The sequence below is a fragment of the Halomonas sp. BDJS001 genome, assembly GCF_026104355.1.
Taxonomy (GTDB): domain Bacteria; phylum Pseudomonadota; class Gammaproteobacteria; order Pseudomonadales; family Halomonadaceae; genus Vreelandella.
The window spans coordinates 2,361,750-2,379,684 of the sequence record NZ_CP110535.1; the positions used below are offsets into that span (position 1 = coordinate 2,361,750).

Here is a 17,935-nt window from a genome sequence, read left to right on the forward strand (position 1 = left end):
CCATGCAAGGACCATTCAATCGTAGCGGTAAAAGCAAGCCAATGGCGGAGATTAATGTTGTCCCCTTCATTGACATCATGTTGGTACTGCTGGTGGTCTTTATGATCACCGCGCCCATGCTGACCCAGGGCGTACAAGTTGAGTTGCCGCAAGTCACTTCCCAGCCCATTGATACCCAGGAAGATAATGATCCTATCATTATCTCGGTCGATGGCGACGGTGGGTATTTCATTACGCTGGGGGAAGACTCCACCTCGGTCACGCTGGAGGAGATGGCGTCAAGAGTGACCACGATTCTTGAGCGGCGTCCAGGTACGCCGGTCATGGTTCGTGGTGACCGCAACGTGGCCTACGGACAGATCGTCGTGTTGATGAGCACTCTGCAAGGCGCCGGCGTTGCTAACGTGGGGCTGCTTTCTGAGCCGCCGCAAGATGGGTAAGGGCAAGGCGCACATGTCACTGAAATCCCCGCGCGATCCCCAAGATGTCGGCTATAAGTGGCCTACTGTTCTGGCGATAGGCGTGCACGTCGCGATTGTTGCATTTAGCTTGATCAGCCTGCCCAGTAGGGACGCAGAGCCTGACAGCTCTTCGATTGTGCAGGCTACGCTAGTCAGTACCGAAACTTTTACCGACCAGGCTCAGCAGACAACAGAAGAGCAAGCGGCCATGAACGCGCCTGCCGAAGCGCCCACTGAGCCCGACGCGCCGGAAGAGCCTTCAGCCAGTGAAGAGCAGGCTGCCGCCGAGGAGCAAGCGGCAGAAGAAGCAGCCCAGCAAGCGGCGGAAGCTGAAGCAGAAGCGTTAGAAGAAGCACGGGCCGCGGCGGAGGCTGAGGCCCAGCGCCGGGCTGAAGAGGCGGCGGCTCAAGCTGAGCGACAGGCGGCAGAAGCGGCTGAACGTGAAGCCGAAGCGGAAGCGGCCGCGCAGCGCCAGCGTGAAGTGGAAGAGGCGCAGCGCCAGCAGGAAGCCGCAGAGCAGCAGCGCCGTGAAGAGGAGGAGGCAGCTCGTCAGCGCGAAGCCGAAGAGCAGCAGCGCCGTGAGGCGGAAGAAGCTGAACGCCAGCGTGAAGCGGCAGAGCAGCAGCGCCGTGAAGAAGAGGAGGCCGCGCGTCAACGCGAGGCTGAAGAGCAGCGCCTTCGAGAGCAGGAGGAGGCTCAGCGGGAGCGCGAGGCAGAAGCGCAACGCCAGCGTGAAGCCGAAGAGCAGCAGCGTCGTGAAGCAGAGGCCGAGCGGCAGCGCGAAGCAGCGGAAGCTGCAGAAGCGGCCATGCAGCGCCAACTGGCCGGTGAGGCCGAAGCGGCAGCCAATGCCCAGCAAGCTGAGCAGGCGGCCAATAATTTCAGTAACATAATGAAACGAGCTATTGAACAAGCTTGGATAATTCCCGCCGGATCGAGTGATAGTATGCGGGCTTCCGTTAATGTGCGTCTGGGGCCGTCGGGGGAGGTATTATTAGTAAACGTAACATCATCAAGTGGCGATAATGCCTTTGACCAATCCATTATTCAGGCGGTCGAGCAAGCGGCACCGTTTTCTGAGCTACTACAGTTAACAGACGCTCAACAGCGCGAAATCCGACGCAATATCACTTTGAACTTTTCCCCAGGGGGAGTCCGTTGATGCAAACTCAAGTGTTAAAAAAGTTTTGGTTATTATGCTTGCTGATCACTTTTAGCAGTGTGGCTAGCGCTAACTTAACCATTGAGATCACGCGGGGCAGTGATCAGGCGTTGCCGATAGGGGTAGTACCATTCGCTGGCTCAGACGGCCTGCCTGAAGATGTCGCCCAGATTGTCCAGGATGACCTTGAACGCAGTGGCTATTTTGCTCCTCTCGAGCGTAGCGCTATGTTTGAGCAGCCGAGCCAATCTGACGATGTGCAATTTGGCACATGGCGTTCGCTTGACGTTCGCTACCTTGTGGTCGGTCGGGCGGCACAAACTGACGGCGGCTTCGAACTACAGTTCGAACTGATGGATATTAGCGGACAGCGCCGGATGATAGGTGAGACCGTAACGGTTCGGGGCAATGATCTGCGTGGCGCTGCCCACTACATCAGTGATCAAATCTTTGAAGAGATTACCGATATCCGTGGTGCATTCTCCACCAAAATTGCTTACGTCACAGCCCAAGGTATCGGTGACAATATGCAGTTTGGTCTTTACGTTGCCGATGCTGATGGTCGCCGCAGTGAGCAGGTGTTGACCTCAGATGAACCGATCATGTCTCCCGCTTGGTCACCTGATGGTACCAAGCTCGCCTATGTCTCTTTTGAGACTGAGCGTCCGGCAATCTATATTCAGGATGTGGCCACCGGCCAGCGCGTGCAAGCGACCTCATTCGATGGCATAAATGGTGCGCCAGCGTGGTCACCGGATGGACGACGTATTGCCATGTCGCTGTCTAAAGATGGTCAGCCTGAAATTTACATTATGGATGTTGCCAACCGTTCCGTTGAGCGCATTACCAATAACAACAGCATTGACACGGAACCCGCTTGGGCGCCGGATGGGCGCAGCCTGTTGTTTACTTCGGATCGCAGCGGCGGCCCACAGCTGTACCAGTACACGCTGGGTGGTGGAGAGGCTCAGCGCCTGACATTTACCGGTAATTACAATGCCCGCGGACGCTATTCTCCGGATGGCGAGCAGATATTCTTGATTCACCGCTCTAGCCGAGGTTACCAAGTAGCGAGGCAGGATCTAAACGGTGATCGCTTGGTGGTGTTGAGTGAATCAACAAGAGATGAATCTCCTAGTGTTGCGCCGAACGGGACCATGGTAATCTTCGCTACCCAACAGGGTAATAGTGGGGTGCTAAGTGCTGTGTCTGCCGATGGCCGTTCTTCATTCAGGCTGCCATCAGCACAAGGCGATGTTCGTGATCCAGCTTGGTCACCCTTCTTAAATTGATCAAATCAATTGATTAATATCGAAATTTTTAGTTTTCAGGCAAGGAGTCTGATTATGCAAATTAAACCGTTGGCTCGCTCATTAGCAGCAGCGCTATCTATCGTGGTAATTGCTGGCTGTTCCAGCACCGGCGGAACCCAAGACGGTGACTCGTACGGTAGCCAGGATGGCAGCACGACCGGTTCCAGCACCTCGGGTACAGGCACTGGCAGTCAGTATGGCTCTACTTCTGGTTCCGGTGCTGGTCAGCAGGCTGATTCACGCATTCCAGAAGTACGCACGATCTATTTCGATTTTGATCGCGATACGATCAAAAGTGAGTACGAATCTGTGGTAATGGCTCATGCACGCTACTTACGTGCTAACCCTAATGCCCAGGTGGTTCTCCATGGACATACGGATGAGCGTGGTACCCGTGAGTACAACATGGCACTTGGTGAGCGTCGTGCTAACGCCGTGCAGCGTTTCCTAAACATTCAGGGTGTATCTTCTTCACAAATGAGCGTGGTTAGCTATGGTGAAGAGCGTCCGGCCGTCAACGGTCAAGACGAGAGTGCCTACGCTCAGAACCGTCGTGTTGTGTTTAACTACTAAGCATTAACTATTGAGTGTTTAACCACTGATGAATCCGGCGTGCGGTTAACCGCACGCCGTTTACGTCTCCGGAGTCATCATGAATTACAGTCTCAAGCGTTACATTGGGAGGCTGTGCGGTTCGGGAGCCATTGCGCTCCCGCTGTCCGTATTGTCTCTAACGGCCACCGCCCAACAGCCGCTCGTGCAAGATCTCTCTAACTCTTCCACTAACGCTTCCAACAGTAGCTTCTACCAGCAGACGCAGCGGCAGGAAGCGTCAAGCGGCAATCTTGTACTGTTTAACCAGGTGCAGGAGCACCAGCAGGAGATCCAGCAGCTACGTGGGCAGATTGAAGAGTTGCGCCACCAGTTGGAACAGCTGCGTCGCCAATCGCAGCAGCAGTATCTCGACATTGAAGATCGCCTTATGAGCAGCGGCCCAACTCAGATCGAGCAGTCAACCCCAGCGGTAGAGCCTGAAGCCGCCGAGGAAGTTGTCAATGCACCTTCTAGCCGCAATGTCAGTGAAGACGCCCAAGCCGATTATCAAGCGGCCTTTGCGCATGTTCAGGCACGTCGTTTTGACGAAGCGATTGCGGCCTTTGAAGCCTTTGTGAGCGACCATCCTGATACGAGCCTAACGGCTAATGGCCACTACTGGCTGGGTGAGCTATATGCGGCAGAGGGCGAGTTGGATGCCGCCGACCAGGCGTTTAGCCGCGTGATCGAGGAGTATAGCGGCAGCAGTAAAGTACCGGATGCGATGTATAAGTTAGGCTTGGTAAAGGCGCGTAAAGGCGAAGCAGAACGCAGCCGTGCGTTGCTTGAGCAAGTGCGCGATGATTATCCGCAAAGTAGTGCGGCAGGCCTTGCTAACGATTTCTTACGCCAATCAGCAAGTTAATATTTTTTGATCTATTTTTGCTTCAGGGAATCAGCATGAGCTGCAAGATCGACTATCAACCAGCGCCCAACCTATTGGAAAATCGCATCGTGTTGGTAACCGGCGCAGGGGACGGCATTGGCCGTGCGGCAGCGTTGAGCTATGCCCAGCACGGTGCAACGGTGATTCTGTTGGGGCGCACTATTGCCAAGTTAGAGCGTGTCTATGATGAAATCGAAGCGGTCGGTGGCCCACAGCCAGCGATTTTTCCGCTTAACTTTGAGGGCGCCACACTAAAAGATTTCCATGATATGGCGGAGACGCTGGATAAAGAGTTTGGGCGCTTGGATGGTTTGCTGCATAACGCCGGGTTATTAGGTCGCATCACACCCTTTGAGCAGTACAATCCCGAGCTTTGGCAGCAGGTTATGCAGGTCAATATTAATGGCCCCATCTGGATGACTCAGGCACTACTGCCTCTGCTACAGGCATCTGATGATGCGTCGGTTATTTTTACCTCCTCCAGCGTTGGCCGCAAAGGTCGCGCCTATTGGGGCGCTTACTCCGTGTCCAAGTTTGCTACCGAAGGTTTTGTAGAGGTGCTGGCCGACGAGTTGGATAATCAGTCCAACATCCGGGTTAATTCGCTCAATCCGGGGGCGACGCGTACTCAAATGCGGCGTACCGCGTTTCCCGGCGAAGACCCTTCCACGCTTCGCACGCCGGAAGACATTATGCCGACCTACTTGTGGCTTATGGGGCCAGACAGTGCAGGCACCAGCGGCCACAAAATTGATGCCCAGCCGCCCCGGGTATAGCGCTTGAGTTTAAGCCTTATCAGAGTCGATGCCCTGGGTAATCAAGCGCTTGAAGTTATCGCTAGCGTTTGAAACCGTTCAGGGCATCGACCAGCGCGTCACACTCACCAAACCACAAATCAGCAGGCCACTGCTGGTAGTCATCCTCTTCGCTGATATAGCCGTAGCCAACGGCCACGGCCGTCATCCCCGCGGCGACGGCAGCCTCAATGTCTCGGGCGTGATCGCCGATATACCAACACTGTTCAGGCTCAACGCCTAGCCGCCGGGCAGCCTCCCAAAGTGGCTCAGGCGCTGGTTTTTTACACTCAGATCATCGGCACAAAGCAGGGCGCCAGGCTGAAGCGCCAAGGCTTCCAGCAGAGGGAGGGTGTAGCGGCGCGGCTTATTGGTCACAATCCCCCAGGGGCGTTGATCACCATGCCACTCTTTCAACCATACATCGAGTGGCGAGAAAACCCGGCTATGTACAGCGACAGCCTGTTCATAGGCATCGAGCAGAAATTGGCGTGCCTGAGTATGCCCATCCGAGGCGGCTTCTAACCCAAGGGCCAATGTAACCAGCGCACTCCCGCCGTTAGAGACCTGACGGCGAATCACTTCAAAGGGGAGTGGGTCTAAGCCATGGTGAATGCGTAGCGTGTTCGTTGCTTGGGCTAAATCTGGCGCGGTATCGACCAGGGTGCCATCTAGATCAAAGAGTATGGCTTGAGGCGCATGCATCATCGGCATTTAGTCGCTCACCTTACGGCAGTACATCATGTAATTGACCGAAACATCATGGCTGACCAGGCGGTAGTGGCGGGTTAGCGGATTGTAGGTTAGGCCTGTCTGCTCACGTACTTCTAAGCCACTTTCTCGAGACCAGGCCGCCATTTCTGAAGGGCGAATAAATTTCGCATAGTTATGCGTGCCCCGGGGGAGCAGCCTTAGCACATACTCAGCGCCCAAAATGGCAAACGCGTAAGATTTGGCGGTGCGGTTTAGCGTAGAGAAAAATACAAAGCCACCTGGGCGAACCAGGGTGCTACAGGCGCGAATGACGGATGCCGGGTTGGGGACATGCTCAAGCATCTCCATGCAGGTCACTGCATCGTAAAACCCCGGCTTTTGAGCTGCCATAGCCTCTACGCTGATGTGTTGGTAATCAATCTCAACGCCGCGCTCTTCCGCATGCAATCTGGCGACGGCTAATGGCGCTTCACCCAGATCAATGCCCGTCACTTTAGCCCCGCGGTTGGCCATGGACTCACTTAAAATGCCACCGCCACAACCTACATCCAGCACTTTTTTTCCCGCCAGCCCTGCTCGAGCATCAATAAAGTCGAGGCGCAGGGGATTAATTTCGTGGAGCGGTTTAAATTCCCCTTGCGGATCCCACCAGCGGCTGGCGAGCGCTTCAAATTTAGCGACTTCGCCTGCATCGACGTTGCCTTGATAGTGACCAGCAGTGCTATCCTGTGGTGTCGCTTGCATGTTGTGACTCCCATTGTCATTGAGCATTAAGCAATCATTGACGCTTAATCACTGGTTATAATCTATTTGCACTGGTTATCGTCCATTGGCGAGGTGGCATCCATCCACGCCTTCAGTATTATGGACATTCTAACCACTCCTGTGTCGGAACGCATGAAAAGGACCTCTCTATGATTCGCAAGGCCGTACTTCCTGTCGCTGGGTTTGGCACCCGCTGCTTGCCGGCTTCGAAGGCTATTCCAAAGGAGATGATTACGATTGTCGATAGACCAGTCATTCAGTATGTCGTTGAAGAAGCGATAGCTGCGGGGATTCGCGAAATTGTACTGGTCACCAGTAGTAATAAGAGCGCGATCGAAAATCACTTTGACACCCACGCCGAGCTGGAAGCCAGCCTGGAAGCAAAAGGTAAACACGAACTTTTGGAGATGTTGCGCAACCTGGTGCCAGATAATGTCAGCATTATCAGCATTCGCCAGGGGGTACCATTAGGGCTGGGCCACGCGGTGCTCTGCGCTCGCCCGATCATTGGCGACAATGAACCTTTTGCCGTGCTGCTGCCCGACGTGCTGGTCGATAATAGTGCCAACCCAGCGACCGACTTGGCGGGCATGTTGGCAGCCTATGATCAGCAGCAAACAGCGCAACTGATGGTGGAAGAGGTGGCTTGGGAACACGTCGAAAAGTATGGCATCGTGGCGCCTGCCGATGATGTGCCCGCGCCTAATCAATCGGCAGATCTAGTCGGTATGGTGGAAAAGCCAAAACGCGATGCAGCGCCCTCAAATTTAGCGGTGATTGGCCGTTATGCGCTGCCGGGCCATATTTTCCCTATTTTAGCAGCCACTAAGCCCGGTGCCGGTGGTGAAATTCAGCTAACCGATGCGCTTGAAACGCTACGTGAACAGTCGGGCGTCCAGGCCTATCGCATGCAGGGCACTACCTACGATTGCGGTCAGCCGCTGGGGTATCTTGAAGCCACGCTTGCTTATGCGCGTCGGCATCCTGAGTTTGGCGAAGGCTTCAAAGCCTTGCTGTCACGTTACCACCAAGGAGAGTAACCCATGCGGGTGTTACTTTACGGTAGCGAATTAAGCGCAGCGACGGCAGCCGCTGCGTTAGCCTGGGTGGGCCATCAGGTGCAGTGGTTACCTCATTCCGATGCGCCCTGGTCAGCGCTTTCTCAGGTGGATTGGCTACGCAGCGAGCCTCAACTAATGGCGCACCTTGAGCAGGGGGTGGCGGAAGGGACGCTGCAGGTCATTGATCAGCTTAAGGATGCGGTCATTCCGGAAGTGATTTGGTTGGCGTTATCGCCCGCACAGCGCAATTCCGCCAGTACGCTTGTTGAAGATCCGCTACTGGCTGACCAGCAGGGCATTGTGCTTATCAATAACTCAACGTTCCCCGTCGGCGAGACTGAGCGTCTGCATGCGTTGATGGGCACCCAGCACACTAGCGTGGCACTCCCTGACACGCTGGAAGAGGGCCGGGCGTGGGACTCGTTTACTCGCCCCTCCAGGCGCCTGCTGGGGTGTGATGATGCCACCGGCGAACAGGTCACCAGGGAGCTACTCCGCGCCTTTAATCGCCGCAGTGAGGTCTTCCAATGTATGCCGCGCCGCGCTGCGGAGCTTACCAAGCTGGCGATTAATGGGATGCTCGCTACGCGCATCAGTTATATGAATGAAATTGCGGGCTTGGCTGATACCCTGGGGGTGGATGTGGAGCATGTCCGGCAGGGGATGGGCGCCGACTCGCGTATTGGTTTTGAATACCTTTACCCCGGATGTGGGTTTGGTGGTCCTAACTTCTCACGGGATTTGATTCGCCTGGCCGATGTTCAGCTACAAAGCGGCCGCTATTCAGCGCTGCTTGAACAGGTGATGGATATTAACGAGCAGAAGAAAGAGACTTTGTTCCGCAAGTTATGGGCCCACTTTGCTGGCGAGATGGCGGGTAAAACAGTGGCGATTTGGGGCGCCGCGTTTAAACCCGGCACTGCGCGCATTGATCATGCTCCAGTATTAACGCTGCTTGAGGCGCTTTGGGCGCAGGGGGTTAACGTTCAGCTCCACGACCCAGCGGCGGTGCCTGCTCTGCGCGCTTTGGTAGGCGAGCGTGACGACCTGGTGACTTATACTCATGACCCCTATCAGGCCTGTGAGGGGCCGATGCCCTGATGCTGGTGACCGAATGGAAAACGTATTGGAACCCTGACTGGCACCGACTCGGCTCGCTATTAAACGCTAAACTCGTATTGGATGGGCGCAATATTTACGATCCTGAGTTTGTTGCCAGCTGTGGATTAATGTACCGAGGTATTGGCCGCCGTGCCGACCCGAAGACTCTTTGAGGAAATGTCATGCCAGACGCTACCGCATCCTCTCGTATTGTGCCCGATGTGGATCAAAGCTTGACGGCGCAACATCTACGCCATCGAAAAGGGCCGACAATATGGCCGTTATGGCTATGTTTGCTGCTGATCATTGCGCTATTGGGCGCGGCGGCAGTTGGGCTGTGGTACGAACGTGAACGACTGCTGGATGAGATTCACCGGGTGAGTGGGGAGGTCTCCAACGTGCATGCTCGGTTGGATTCGGATGACACGGATGTACAAGATACGATAACCTTTGTACAAGCTCAGATGTCGACACTCTTCCAAGAGCAGGAGCAGCTTGCCACCTCGTTGGCAGCCACTCGGGAAGAGTTATACGGTTTCCTCACCACTAGTGAGGACACGGTCTCAAGCGACTCGATCAATACGCTAATGCAGCAGTTGTCTCAGCTTAGGGAGCAAGCTGAACTGCGCGACAGCCAATTGATGGCGGTGCGAGAATCGCTTGACGCCTTGGAACAAACGGGGGCATCGGGTCGTCAAAATCTCGTTGCAGAGGTCTCCCATCTGGAGCAATTGACCGAACAGCGGATCGGGGAACTGGATAGCCAACTCAATAGCGTGACCACTGCTTGGGAAGAGCAGTTGTCAGCCCAGAGAGCTGCCATTGAGGATCGCTTTGATGAATTGGAAACGTCCGTGGCAGCGGTCGAAGCCCCGGCAGATCAGGCAGCCCTGGAAGAACTGGAGCAACAGTGGACTCAACGCCTGAATTCGCTGGAAAGCGATGTGCGACAAGTACGACAAGCACAGCTTGCTTTCAGTGCCCAGCTAGAGATGTTGCGTTAACGAATTGCATCGAGTGTATGAGTGCGACTGCCTAAGCGTTGACATGGCAATGCATGGCAATGCTTAGGCGATGAAGCCGCTGATTTAGGTTGGGATTAAAATGTATGGGAAGACAACGGCAATGGACATTAGCCACAGGACGCACGTTTTTTGCGGTACTACCGCTATTATGTATATCGCATGGCGCATGGGCATTGGAAGCGACCATCGAGGGCGTTTCCAATGAGGTCGAAGGCAATATCCAAGCCTATTTACAAAACATCGATGCAGCGCAATATACTGAGGTGCGTCTAGAGGGCGAAATCCGCCGACGCACCCAGGAAGCAATGCGTGTTTACGGCTACTATGAGCCAGACATAACCCTTGAGCGCGCTACAGATGAGCGCGTCTGGCTTGAAATTGAGCCGGGCCCCCAGGTTGAAATTGAAATTCTGTCCATCAATGTGGAGGGCGATGCGAGTGAAGATCCGCCTTTCCAAGAGGCCATAAAAGACTTTCCCCTGAAAGAAGGGGATGTGTTGAGACACGCTCCCTGGGATCGACTAAGCAGCCAATTTTCGGGATTGGCTATTGAGCGTGGCTACTTTGATTGGGGATTTACTGATCGACGCATGGAAGTGCGTCCATATCTACAAAGTGCGCGGCTGTATATGGATTTTAACAGTGGCCCCCGCTACCAATTTGGTGAATCCTCTATTACCGGCAGTCATATTGAGCTAGACAGGTTGCGCCGCATGCAACCCTTCGAGCAGGGCGACCCCTATTTGGCCCAATCCCTAGCGGAATATAACCAATCGCTCGCTGAAACCGGCTGGTTTAGCTCTGTCTCGGTGCGGCCACGTCTTGAGACTGCGCAGGAACTGGTGATTTCCCCGTCTGGCGGTGGAGCCCCCTGGTGGAGTGAGGCCACCGCCTCCCAGCCGGAGCGCCCGCGTGTCACCGGTGCCGCCTTGGCCAGTGCATTAAGTCTTAATAAACCCAGTGATACCCAACTGCCTATCGATATCAGTGTTGAACCTGCTGACCGCCATCAATTTGAAGTGGGTATTGGCTACGCCACCGATGTAGGGCCACGACTGCGCTTTGGTTGGGATCAACCATGGATTAACCGCTTTGGTCATAGCCTTGATCACGACCTCTATTTATCGGCCCCAGAGCAACGTTTTACTGGGGTCTATAACGTGCCACTTGAGGATCCGCTTCGCGACAGCTATCGGCTTCAGTACGGGGTTCGTAATGTTGATGACAGCGACACCAAGTCGCTAGAAGGCACCGTCGAACTGGCTCGGCGGTGGCAGTTTGATAATGACTGGGTACAAACCCTCTACTTCCGCACTACTTATGAGGATTTCGAACAGGGTGGTGAAGCGGATCAAGTATGGCTGTTCTATCCCGGCATTCAGTGGTCACGTACGCGAACACGTCCCCAGCGCTTCCCATTATGGGGTGACCGCCAGCAGCTCTCGATAGAGTATTCGGACACCGTTTGGGGCTCGGATGCGACATTTGCTCGTATCACGGGAGATACGGAGTGGATCCGTATGGTCGGCAACGATAACCGCTTCTTGGCGCGCGTCAGCGTTGGCGCCATTGAAACCGATGATTTTGCCAAAATACCGCCATCGCTGCGTTTTTTCGCGGGTGGTGACCGCAGTGTGCGTGGTTACTCCTATGAGAGCTTATCTCCCCGCAATGATGAGGGCCGACTGCGCGGTGGGCAGCAAATGCTCACCTCGACCCTAGAGTATCAGCGCCGGGTGACGGGGGATTGGTGGGGGGCCACTTTTGTCGATAACGGCGACGCCTTTGATAACTGGGGGCCTAATGATTTGAAAACCGGTGCCGGTGCCGGGGTGCGCTGGGTCTCGCCGGTGGGGCCAATTCGTTTTGACATCGCCCACCCTTTTGACCACGAAGACGATTGGCGTTTGCATTTTTCCATCGGGCCGGAATTCTAGGAGAGAGACTTGTCGCAGGTTGCACCAGCTACATCGGATACACGCCGTACATTGTCCCCCCAATACCGCGCTTGGCTACTGTTCTGGAGCCTTGTGCGTCTTGTAATCGTGTTGCCTATTTGGCTGTTTGGCATAGTGGCACTAGTGGTTGGGGTGGCGTTATCTCCCTGGGGCACCGGCGTGCTGCTCTCCCAGGGGGAGCAGCGTGATTTTTTCTCCTACGCGCATCATGAAGGTGGCTTGCTCGACCATTTTCAGCTCGAAGATTTCCAGCTACAGCTGGGCGAAACCCGTATAAGCGTGGATGAGTTCGAACTCCAGTGGGCAGATGACTGTGTGCTGTCAGGGCGCTTATGCCTCGACACACTGCGTGTGGTGGGCGCCGACATCCAGCTAGGCCCATCCAGTGAGCAAGCGCCACCCCTCGAAGAGGAGGAAAGCCCGTTGGCTATTCGTTTTCCTTTTCCCATCGAACTACGTTCGCTGCTGCTGGACGATGTTAACCTCAGGCTTGCCGATGGTACCGAAGTAGCGTGGCATTCGTTAAGCTCGGCAGCTATCGCTGAAGGAAACACTGTACGCCTCTCGCCAACCCATTTGGAGCAGCCACGTGTCTATTTGCCACCCTCCTCGGGTGTGCTGTTAACCCAGGGTGTTGAAACACCGCTGAAGGCTGAAGCCATCGATGCCGCTATCTTGCTCAACCAGCCACCTCAAGAGGCGTTGGCGGCAGCGGAATCGCCAGAGCAGCAGCTTGAAGAACGCGAGCGCCTGGAACTGCCAGAGATCACGCTACCGGTTGATATCCAGTTACCTGAATTCACGCTTAACGATTTTCGATTGGAAGGGGCCGCCGAGTATCGCGTCGAGCGGCTACGGCTTGGGTTGCTGACCGAAGGTGATCACGTCGAAGTCACCGAGCTTTCCGTTGTTACCCCGGACGCTGAGGCTGAATTAACCGCGGATGCCACCTTAACCGGCAATTATCCGCTCGAAGCACGTTTAGCAGTCCAACTTTTTTTACCCGAGATATACCCAGAGTTAAGTGGTGAATCTTTAACCTTGACGCTGTCTGGCCCACTGGATGCGCTTGAAGCGCAGTTGGATGCCTCTGGAGCGGTCAATGCCTCACTAAGCGGTCAAGTCGACGCGCTGGCCCCAACGCTGCCGTTTCAACTGCAGCTACAAAGTGACCAACTACAGTGGCCTTTGCCTGTCAGTGCAGATGAGAGTAGCAATGAGAGCGTCGATGCCAGCGCTGAAGAGGAGACGAACCAAGCCTATATAGTCGATGACCTGGATCTACAGGTAACCGGCAGCCTGAGCGATTATAGTGCTCAATTGGCTCTGGCGGTCGAGGGTCCGAGCCTGCCGCGCACTCAAATTAACGTCACCGGAGAGGGTGATCTTGAGCAGTTTAGCTGGCAACCTCTCACCCTCGCGGTCGACGAAAGCTCCTTGCGCAGCGAAGGCAATATCAACTGGGCAGCACCGCTACAGGTCAACACGACCATTCGTCTGGATCAGTTCAATCCTGCCCACTTCGTCGACCAGCTAGAGGGTGATTTAAACGGCGACATTGAGCTTAGGCTGCGTCAGCAAGAGAATCTGTGGGCTATTAGCGTACCCAACCTAGCGATCGACGGTGAGCTGCGCGACTATCCGCTTACCCTTCAAGCAGCTTTTGACGCTAACAGTAACCTGGAGCTGGATATTGATGAACTGCTGTTCACCCAGGGGAATAATCGCCTAGAAGCCGCTGGACAAGTCAGCCAACAGGCGATGTCATTAGATGCGGATATAGCCCTGCGCCAGTTGCAAACCCTCTCGCCAGATCTGGCGGGCACTATCGTGGGTACGTTAGAGGCTAGCGGCAGCTTTGATCAGCCTCAATTACTCGCCAACTTACAGGGCAATGGCATACGTTTTGGTGAAAACCGCATTGAGCGGTTTGCGTTAGATGCCGATGTACAGGGCATTGATGACCCCACTCTGGATGTACAACTGGCGCTACAAAACGTCAATGCGGGGGGCAGTCGCTGACAAACATTGAAGCAAATCTGGCTGGTCGCCTCTCAGAGCATCGGCTGGAGCTGAGCGCCCAAGGCGCCGACAACAGCACTCTTAGCCGAGCACAGCTTGCCTTGGATGGCCGTTTTGACCTGCAGGGCCAGCTGTATCAAGCTCGCTTGACACCGATGGAAATTGATTCTGAGGCAGGTGATATTCGCCTTGAAGCCCCTCTGGACGTGCGCTACAACCTAGCTAATGGTGAGGCACGACTGTCGACGTTCTGTCTGCGCCGTGAGCAGGGCGGGCTGGTCTGTTCTGAAGAGGAGATCACTGCCTCTGCGCAACAGGGCAACGCCGTGCTTACGGTACGTGAAGTGCCAATGGAAATGTTGGAGCCGTTCCTGCCGGAAGAGTGGCAGCTAGAGGGCGACACAACCGCGGATCTCGTCGCCAACTGGGGCCAGGGCGGTGCCCGATGGCAGGCTGATCTGCAAATTCTGAGCGAACTCGCGATTACAGCCGTTAATGATTATGGCCAGCCTGTGCAACTGCCGGAAATCAGTTTAGACGCCCAGATTGAGGCCAACCAAGCCCAGGCGGATGCTAATGTATTGCTCTCGCTTGCCGAGGCGGGTGACCTCAACTTAGACCTGTCGGTCAACGACCCATTAGGGGCCGGCGCATTATCAGGCGAACTGCGTGCAAACAATGTGTCTCTGCAGCCTTATCGACCCATGTTGGTGGGAATGGATCGATTGGAAGGCGATTTAACCGGCAGCGTCCAAATTACCGGCACCACTGCGGCCCCTGATTTACAGGGTCAGCTCGGCCTACGCGGTATCGGGGTAAGTGGCCCGGATATTCCTGTGGATATTCAGGGGGGCGAACTGGTGGTCTCCTTCGACGGTGAGCAGGGGGATATTGACGGCTATCTGGCCGCTGAGCGCGGGCGTTTGGAAATCACCGGTGATGCATATTGGCCAAGCGGTGATGATTGGCGGATTGGCGTCGACCTGAATGCTGTGCAGGAGCCTATCCTGGTCGTGCTACCTCAGTTTGGACGTCTTGAAGTCGCGCCTGATATCCGTATCCGGGTCAGGCCGGAAAGGCTGCAAGTAAGGGGGGATGTGAATTTGCCCTGGGCACGGCTTGAAATTGGCGATATGCCCTCATCGGCAGTCACTCCAAGTGGCGATGAAGTGATTATTACCGAGCGCGATGATCGCCAGGCGGAAATTGAGGCTCAGCGGGCGGCTGCCAATGAGCAAGACCCCAGTGCTGCGGATGAACTGGCCGCTACTGGCATGGAGATTGATGTGCTGGTGACCTTAACGCTGGGCCGTGATATGCAAATTTCAGCCTACGGCCTTGAATCCGGATTGGGAGGCGCGCTGGAAATTCGCCAAAGCAGCGGGGCGTTGCAGCTGTTTGGTGACGTTAATTTGGTCGACGGTCGTTTTCAGGCGTTCGGCCAAGACCTGGTTATTCGCCGCGGTGAACTGCTGTTTAGCGGGCCGCCGGGGCTGCCAACACTCGACTTCGAAGCCATTCGCAACCCTGACGTCACCGAAGATGATGTCATTGCGGGCTTGCGGGTAACCGGCAGCGCCGAAGCCCCGAACGTACTGATCTTTTCTGAACCCGCAATGGACGAGTCCCGCGCGCTTTCATACCTATTACGGGGTCGCGCGCCTGATGCTTCGGGGGGCGGGGTGGATAGCGCCCTGACCACCGCGTTGATTGGTATGTCGTTAGGGCGTACCGGCGGGGCGGTAGGTTCCATTGGTGAAGCCTTCGGTATTGATGACTTGACGCTGGATACCGCCGGAGCCGGTGACGACAGTCAAGTCGCTGTCAGTGGCCAACTCACCGATGATCTTAGAATTAGTTACGGTGTGGGAATTTTCTCGCCGATTGCCGAACTAACACTGCGCTACACGCTGTGGCGTAACCTTTATGTGCAGGCCGTGTCGGGTACCAACCAAGCGGTAGATTTAATCTACACCTTTACCCGTTCCGGTAATCCCGAAATCATTCAGCAGCAATAAGTGAGGGCGATATGTCACTATTTTCAAACGCTAGCTCAGGTTCAGGCCGGGTACTGCCTGGTCGTGATACGCCCATAGAAACAAGCCAGGTGCATACTATTAATGGGCACTCGCTCCATCCGCCATTTCCCGAGGGCCATGAAGAGATAGTGCTGGGGATGGGCTGTTTCTGGGGCGTAGAGCGGCTGTTTTGGCAACTACCAGGCGTTTATGTCACCGCGGCGGGGTATGCTGGTGGAGAAACCCCAAACCCCACCTATGAGGAGACGTGCACAGGGCGTACTGGCCACACAGAAGTGGTGCGGGTAATTTATGACCCTAAGCAAATCGATCTGGAAACATTGCTGCAGGTTTTCTGGGAGCAGCATGATCCGACCCAGGGTAATCGCCAGGGCAACGATATTGGTTCCCAGTACCGCTCCGCTATTTTCACCACCAGCGAAGCACAGCAAACGGCAGCCGAGCAGAGTGCGGCTGCGTATCAGCAGGCACTCAATAAGGCGGGTAGAGGGGTGATCACCACCGAGATCAAGCCACTTGAAACCTTTTATTACGCAGAGGCCTACCATCAGCAGTACCTCGATAAAAATCCTAATGGCTACTGTGGGCTAAAAGGGACTGGCGTCTCGTGTCCAATAGGATAAAACGCACTTCATTAGCCATTTTACCAACGCATCATCGACAGGAAGCCATTATGCAGCAGCGCTATCACTTACAGTGGGCTTCCCCGCGCAGTGCGACAGCCAGCCTCCTGGCGCTAATCTTATCCATGCCGCTGGCTTGGGCAGGCGATGAGGCAAGTGACTTAGCCATGCCTCAGGCGGTCAGCGATACGCCATTCGCAAGCGAACGCGAAGCCGTGATTTGGCGCCGCGAAGAGCTTAAAGATATTGAGAGTCTGGTGCGCCAGCTGCGCTTTGATCTCATCAATAACCAAGATATTGAAGCCGCAACGCCGCGATTGCTTGAGCTGCAAGAGCGCGCCAGTGCGCAACGTCTGTTGCCTGCCTTTATTGAGGGCACACACGGCAGTGGTTCTGAAGCGCGGGCCTCTATATGGGAGGAGTGGGATCAGTTCGCTGCCGGTTTTACCGACCTTGAGGATAAAATCGCCAATTTGATAGAGGTGGCCGAACAACAGGAGCCCCGTGATACCGCACGCGCGCTTTCAGAGGTAGGAGCGAGCTGTAAAAGTTGCCATCGTGCTTACCGCTACGACTAGCGTAGCGGTAAGTCTTGAAGATAGGTCGTGGAGATAGCCCGTTGGAAATAGCCCTTGGAAATCGCTATTTGAAAGGTAGGCGCTAGAGAAGGCGCTTAGTCGCCTTGCTGGAGGCGATCAATACGGTAAAGTGTTTCCACTTGCTCTAATCCACTTATAGTGCAATTAAGATCTTTCACGCGTCCATCGCTTAACCCATAGACCCAGCCATGCACAGAGATTTGTTGGCCACGCTGCCAGGCACGTTGCAGAATCTTGGTGCGGCATAAACTGTTTACCTGGGCTTTAACGTTAAGCTCACACATGCGGTCGATTTGATCTTCAATCGGGAGATGCTCCAGCGAGCTCCGGTGGTGGTTGTACTGTTCACGAACCGAATGCAGCCAGTAATCCACTACGCCGCATTCGCCTCCCGTCATGGCGGCCTTAATGCCCCCACACCCATAGTGGCCGACAATCATGACATGGCTGACCTTGAGTACATCCACCGCGAACTGAACCACCGACAGCGCGTTCATATCCGTGTGATGGAGTAGATTGGCGACGTTACGATGGACGAAAACCTCGCCAGGCGGGAGAGCGATAATTTGATTCGCGGGCACTCGGCTGTCGGAGCAGCCAATCCATAAATAATCAGGGTTTTGCTGATTCGAGAGACGTTTAAAGTAGTCGGGGTCTTCTTCACACATGCGCTCAGCCCAGGCGCGGTTATTATCGAGTAGCGTCGCAATAGGGTCAGACATAGCGTCTCCAGTAAAGTTAAAGGGTGTCGAATCCCTGGTAGGCAAGCGGAATATCAAACCCTACTCAGTATAAAATTAGGGACTGTATAAAATATG

General features: G+C 55.0%; 13 protein-coding genes and 3 pseudogenes. 13 read left to right on the forward strand and 3 right to left on the reverse strand.

The genetic code is table 11. The annotated features are described in order from the left end of the window. The first annotated feature begins 2 nt into the window (after window positions 1–2). The 6 genes from tolR (at window position 3) to OM794_RS10870 (ending at window position 5,192) form a co-directional block, all read left to right on the forward strand. Window positions 3–440: a protein TolR gene (gene tolR, locus OM794_RS10845; RefSeq protein WP_211594316.1), complete on the forward strand. Its 438-nt coding sequence runs from the start codon at window positions 3–5 to the stop codon at window positions 438–440. Between the two features lie 13 nt (window positions 441–453). After that, complete coding sequence (gene tolA / locus OM794_RS10850; protein ID WP_226249932.1) at window positions 454–1,623, forward strand: cell envelope integrity protein TolA; 1,170 nt, start codon at window positions 454–456, stop codon at window positions 1,621–1,623. Continuing rightward, the gene (gene tolB, locus OM794_RS10855) at window positions 1,623–2,915 is read left to right on the forward strand and encodes a Tol-Pal system beta propeller repeat protein TolB (protein WP_226249933.1); all 1,293 of its coding nucleotides are present in this window, start codon (window positions 1,623–1,625) and stop codon (window positions 2,913–2,915) included. Before tolA ends, tolB begins: the two co-directional genes overlap by 1 nt. 54 nt (window positions 2,916–2,969) lie before the next feature. Continuing rightward, window positions 2,970–3,509, forward strand: coding sequence for a peptidoglycan-associated lipoprotein Pal (gene pal, locus OM794_RS10860; RefSeq protein ID WP_211594318.1), 540 nt, complete (start codon window positions 2,970–2,972; stop codon window positions 3,507–3,509). Window positions 3,510–3,588: 79 nt separating this feature from the next. Further along, window positions 3,589–4,395 (forward strand): tol-pal system protein YbgF, encoded by an 807-nt coding sequence (ybgF, locus tag OM794_RS10865; RefSeq protein ID WP_226249934.1) that lies wholly within the window; start codon window positions 3,589–3,591, stop codon window positions 4,393–4,395. 35 nt (window positions 4,396–4,430) lie between these two features. Further along, window positions 4,431–5,192, forward strand: a complete 762-nt coding sequence (locus OM794_RS10870; protein WP_226249935.1) for a YciK family oxidoreductase — start codon at window positions 4,431–4,433, stop codon at window positions 5,190–5,192. Window positions 5,193–5,253: 61 nt separating this feature from the next. Here the strand turns inward: OM794_RS10870 and OM794_RS10875 are convergent. Both OM794_RS10875 and ubiG read right to left on the reverse strand, forming a co-directional pair. Then, a pseudogene (locus OM794_RS10875) lies at window positions 5,254–5,918 on the reverse strand (HAD-IA family hydrolase). 6 nt (window positions 5,919–5,924) lie between these two features. Next, entirely contained in the window at window positions 5,925–6,668 is a 744-nt protein-coding gene (gene ubiG / locus OM794_RS10880; RefSeq protein WP_226249937.1) for a bifunctional 2-polyprenyl-6-hydroxyphenol methylase/3-demethylubiquinol 3-O-methyltransferase UbiG, read from the reverse strand. A 170-nt stretch (window positions 6,669–6,838) separates the two neighbouring features. Between ubiG and galU the strand changes: the two genes are divergently transcribed. The 7 genes and pseudogenes from galU (at window position 6,839) to OM794_RS10915 (ending at window position 17,096) form a co-directional block, all read left to right on the forward strand. Then, window positions 6,839–7,729: a UTP--glucose-1-phosphate uridylyltransferase GalU gene (gene galU, locus OM794_RS10885; protein WP_211594323.1), complete on the forward strand. Its 891-nt coding sequence runs from the start codon at window positions 6,839–6,841 to the stop codon at window positions 7,727–7,729. A gap of 3 nt (window positions 7,730–7,732) precedes the next feature. Beyond that, window positions 7,733–9,024 (forward strand): annotated as a pseudogene (locus OM794_RS10890) (nucleotide sugar dehydrogenase). A 9-nt stretch (window positions 9,025–9,033) separates the two neighbouring features. Next, window positions 9,034–9,855 carry a hypothetical protein gene (locus OM794_RS10895; protein WP_226249939.1) on the forward strand — a complete coding sequence of 274 codons (822 nt, stop codon included), beginning with the start codon at window positions 9,034–9,036 and terminating at the stop codon, window positions 9,853–9,855. 104 nt (window positions 9,856–9,959) lie between these two features. Then, on the forward strand, window positions 9,960–11,813 hold the full coding sequence (locus tag OM794_RS10900; protein ID WP_226249940.1) for an autotransporter assembly complex protein TamA: 1,854 nt from the start codon (window positions 9,960–9,962) through the stop codon (window positions 11,811–11,813). A gap of 9 nt (window positions 11,814–11,822) precedes the next feature. Next, window positions 11,823–15,874: pseudogene (locus OM794_RS10905) on the forward strand (translocation/assembly module TamB domain-containing protein). Between the two features lie 11 nt (window positions 15,875–15,885). Continuing rightward, a complete protein-coding gene (gene msrA, locus OM794_RS10910; RefSeq protein WP_226249942.1) occupies window positions 15,886–16,518 on the forward strand; it encodes a peptide-methionine (S)-S-oxide reductase MsrA in 633 nt (210 codons plus the stop codon). A gap of 50 nt (window positions 16,519–16,568) precedes the next feature. Further along, entirely contained in the window at window positions 16,569–17,096 is a 528-nt protein-coding gene (locus tag OM794_RS10915) for a c-type cytochrome (RefSeq protein WP_226249943.1), read from the forward strand. A gap of 95 nt (window positions 17,097–17,191) precedes the next feature. Here the strand turns inward: OM794_RS10915 and can are convergent, their stop codons facing one another. After that, window positions 17,192–17,839, reverse strand: coding sequence for a carbonate dehydratase (gene can / locus OM794_RS10920; protein WP_226249944.1), 648 nt, complete (start codon window positions 17,837–17,839; stop codon window positions 17,192–17,194). Window positions 17,840–17,935 lie beyond the last annotated feature (96 nt).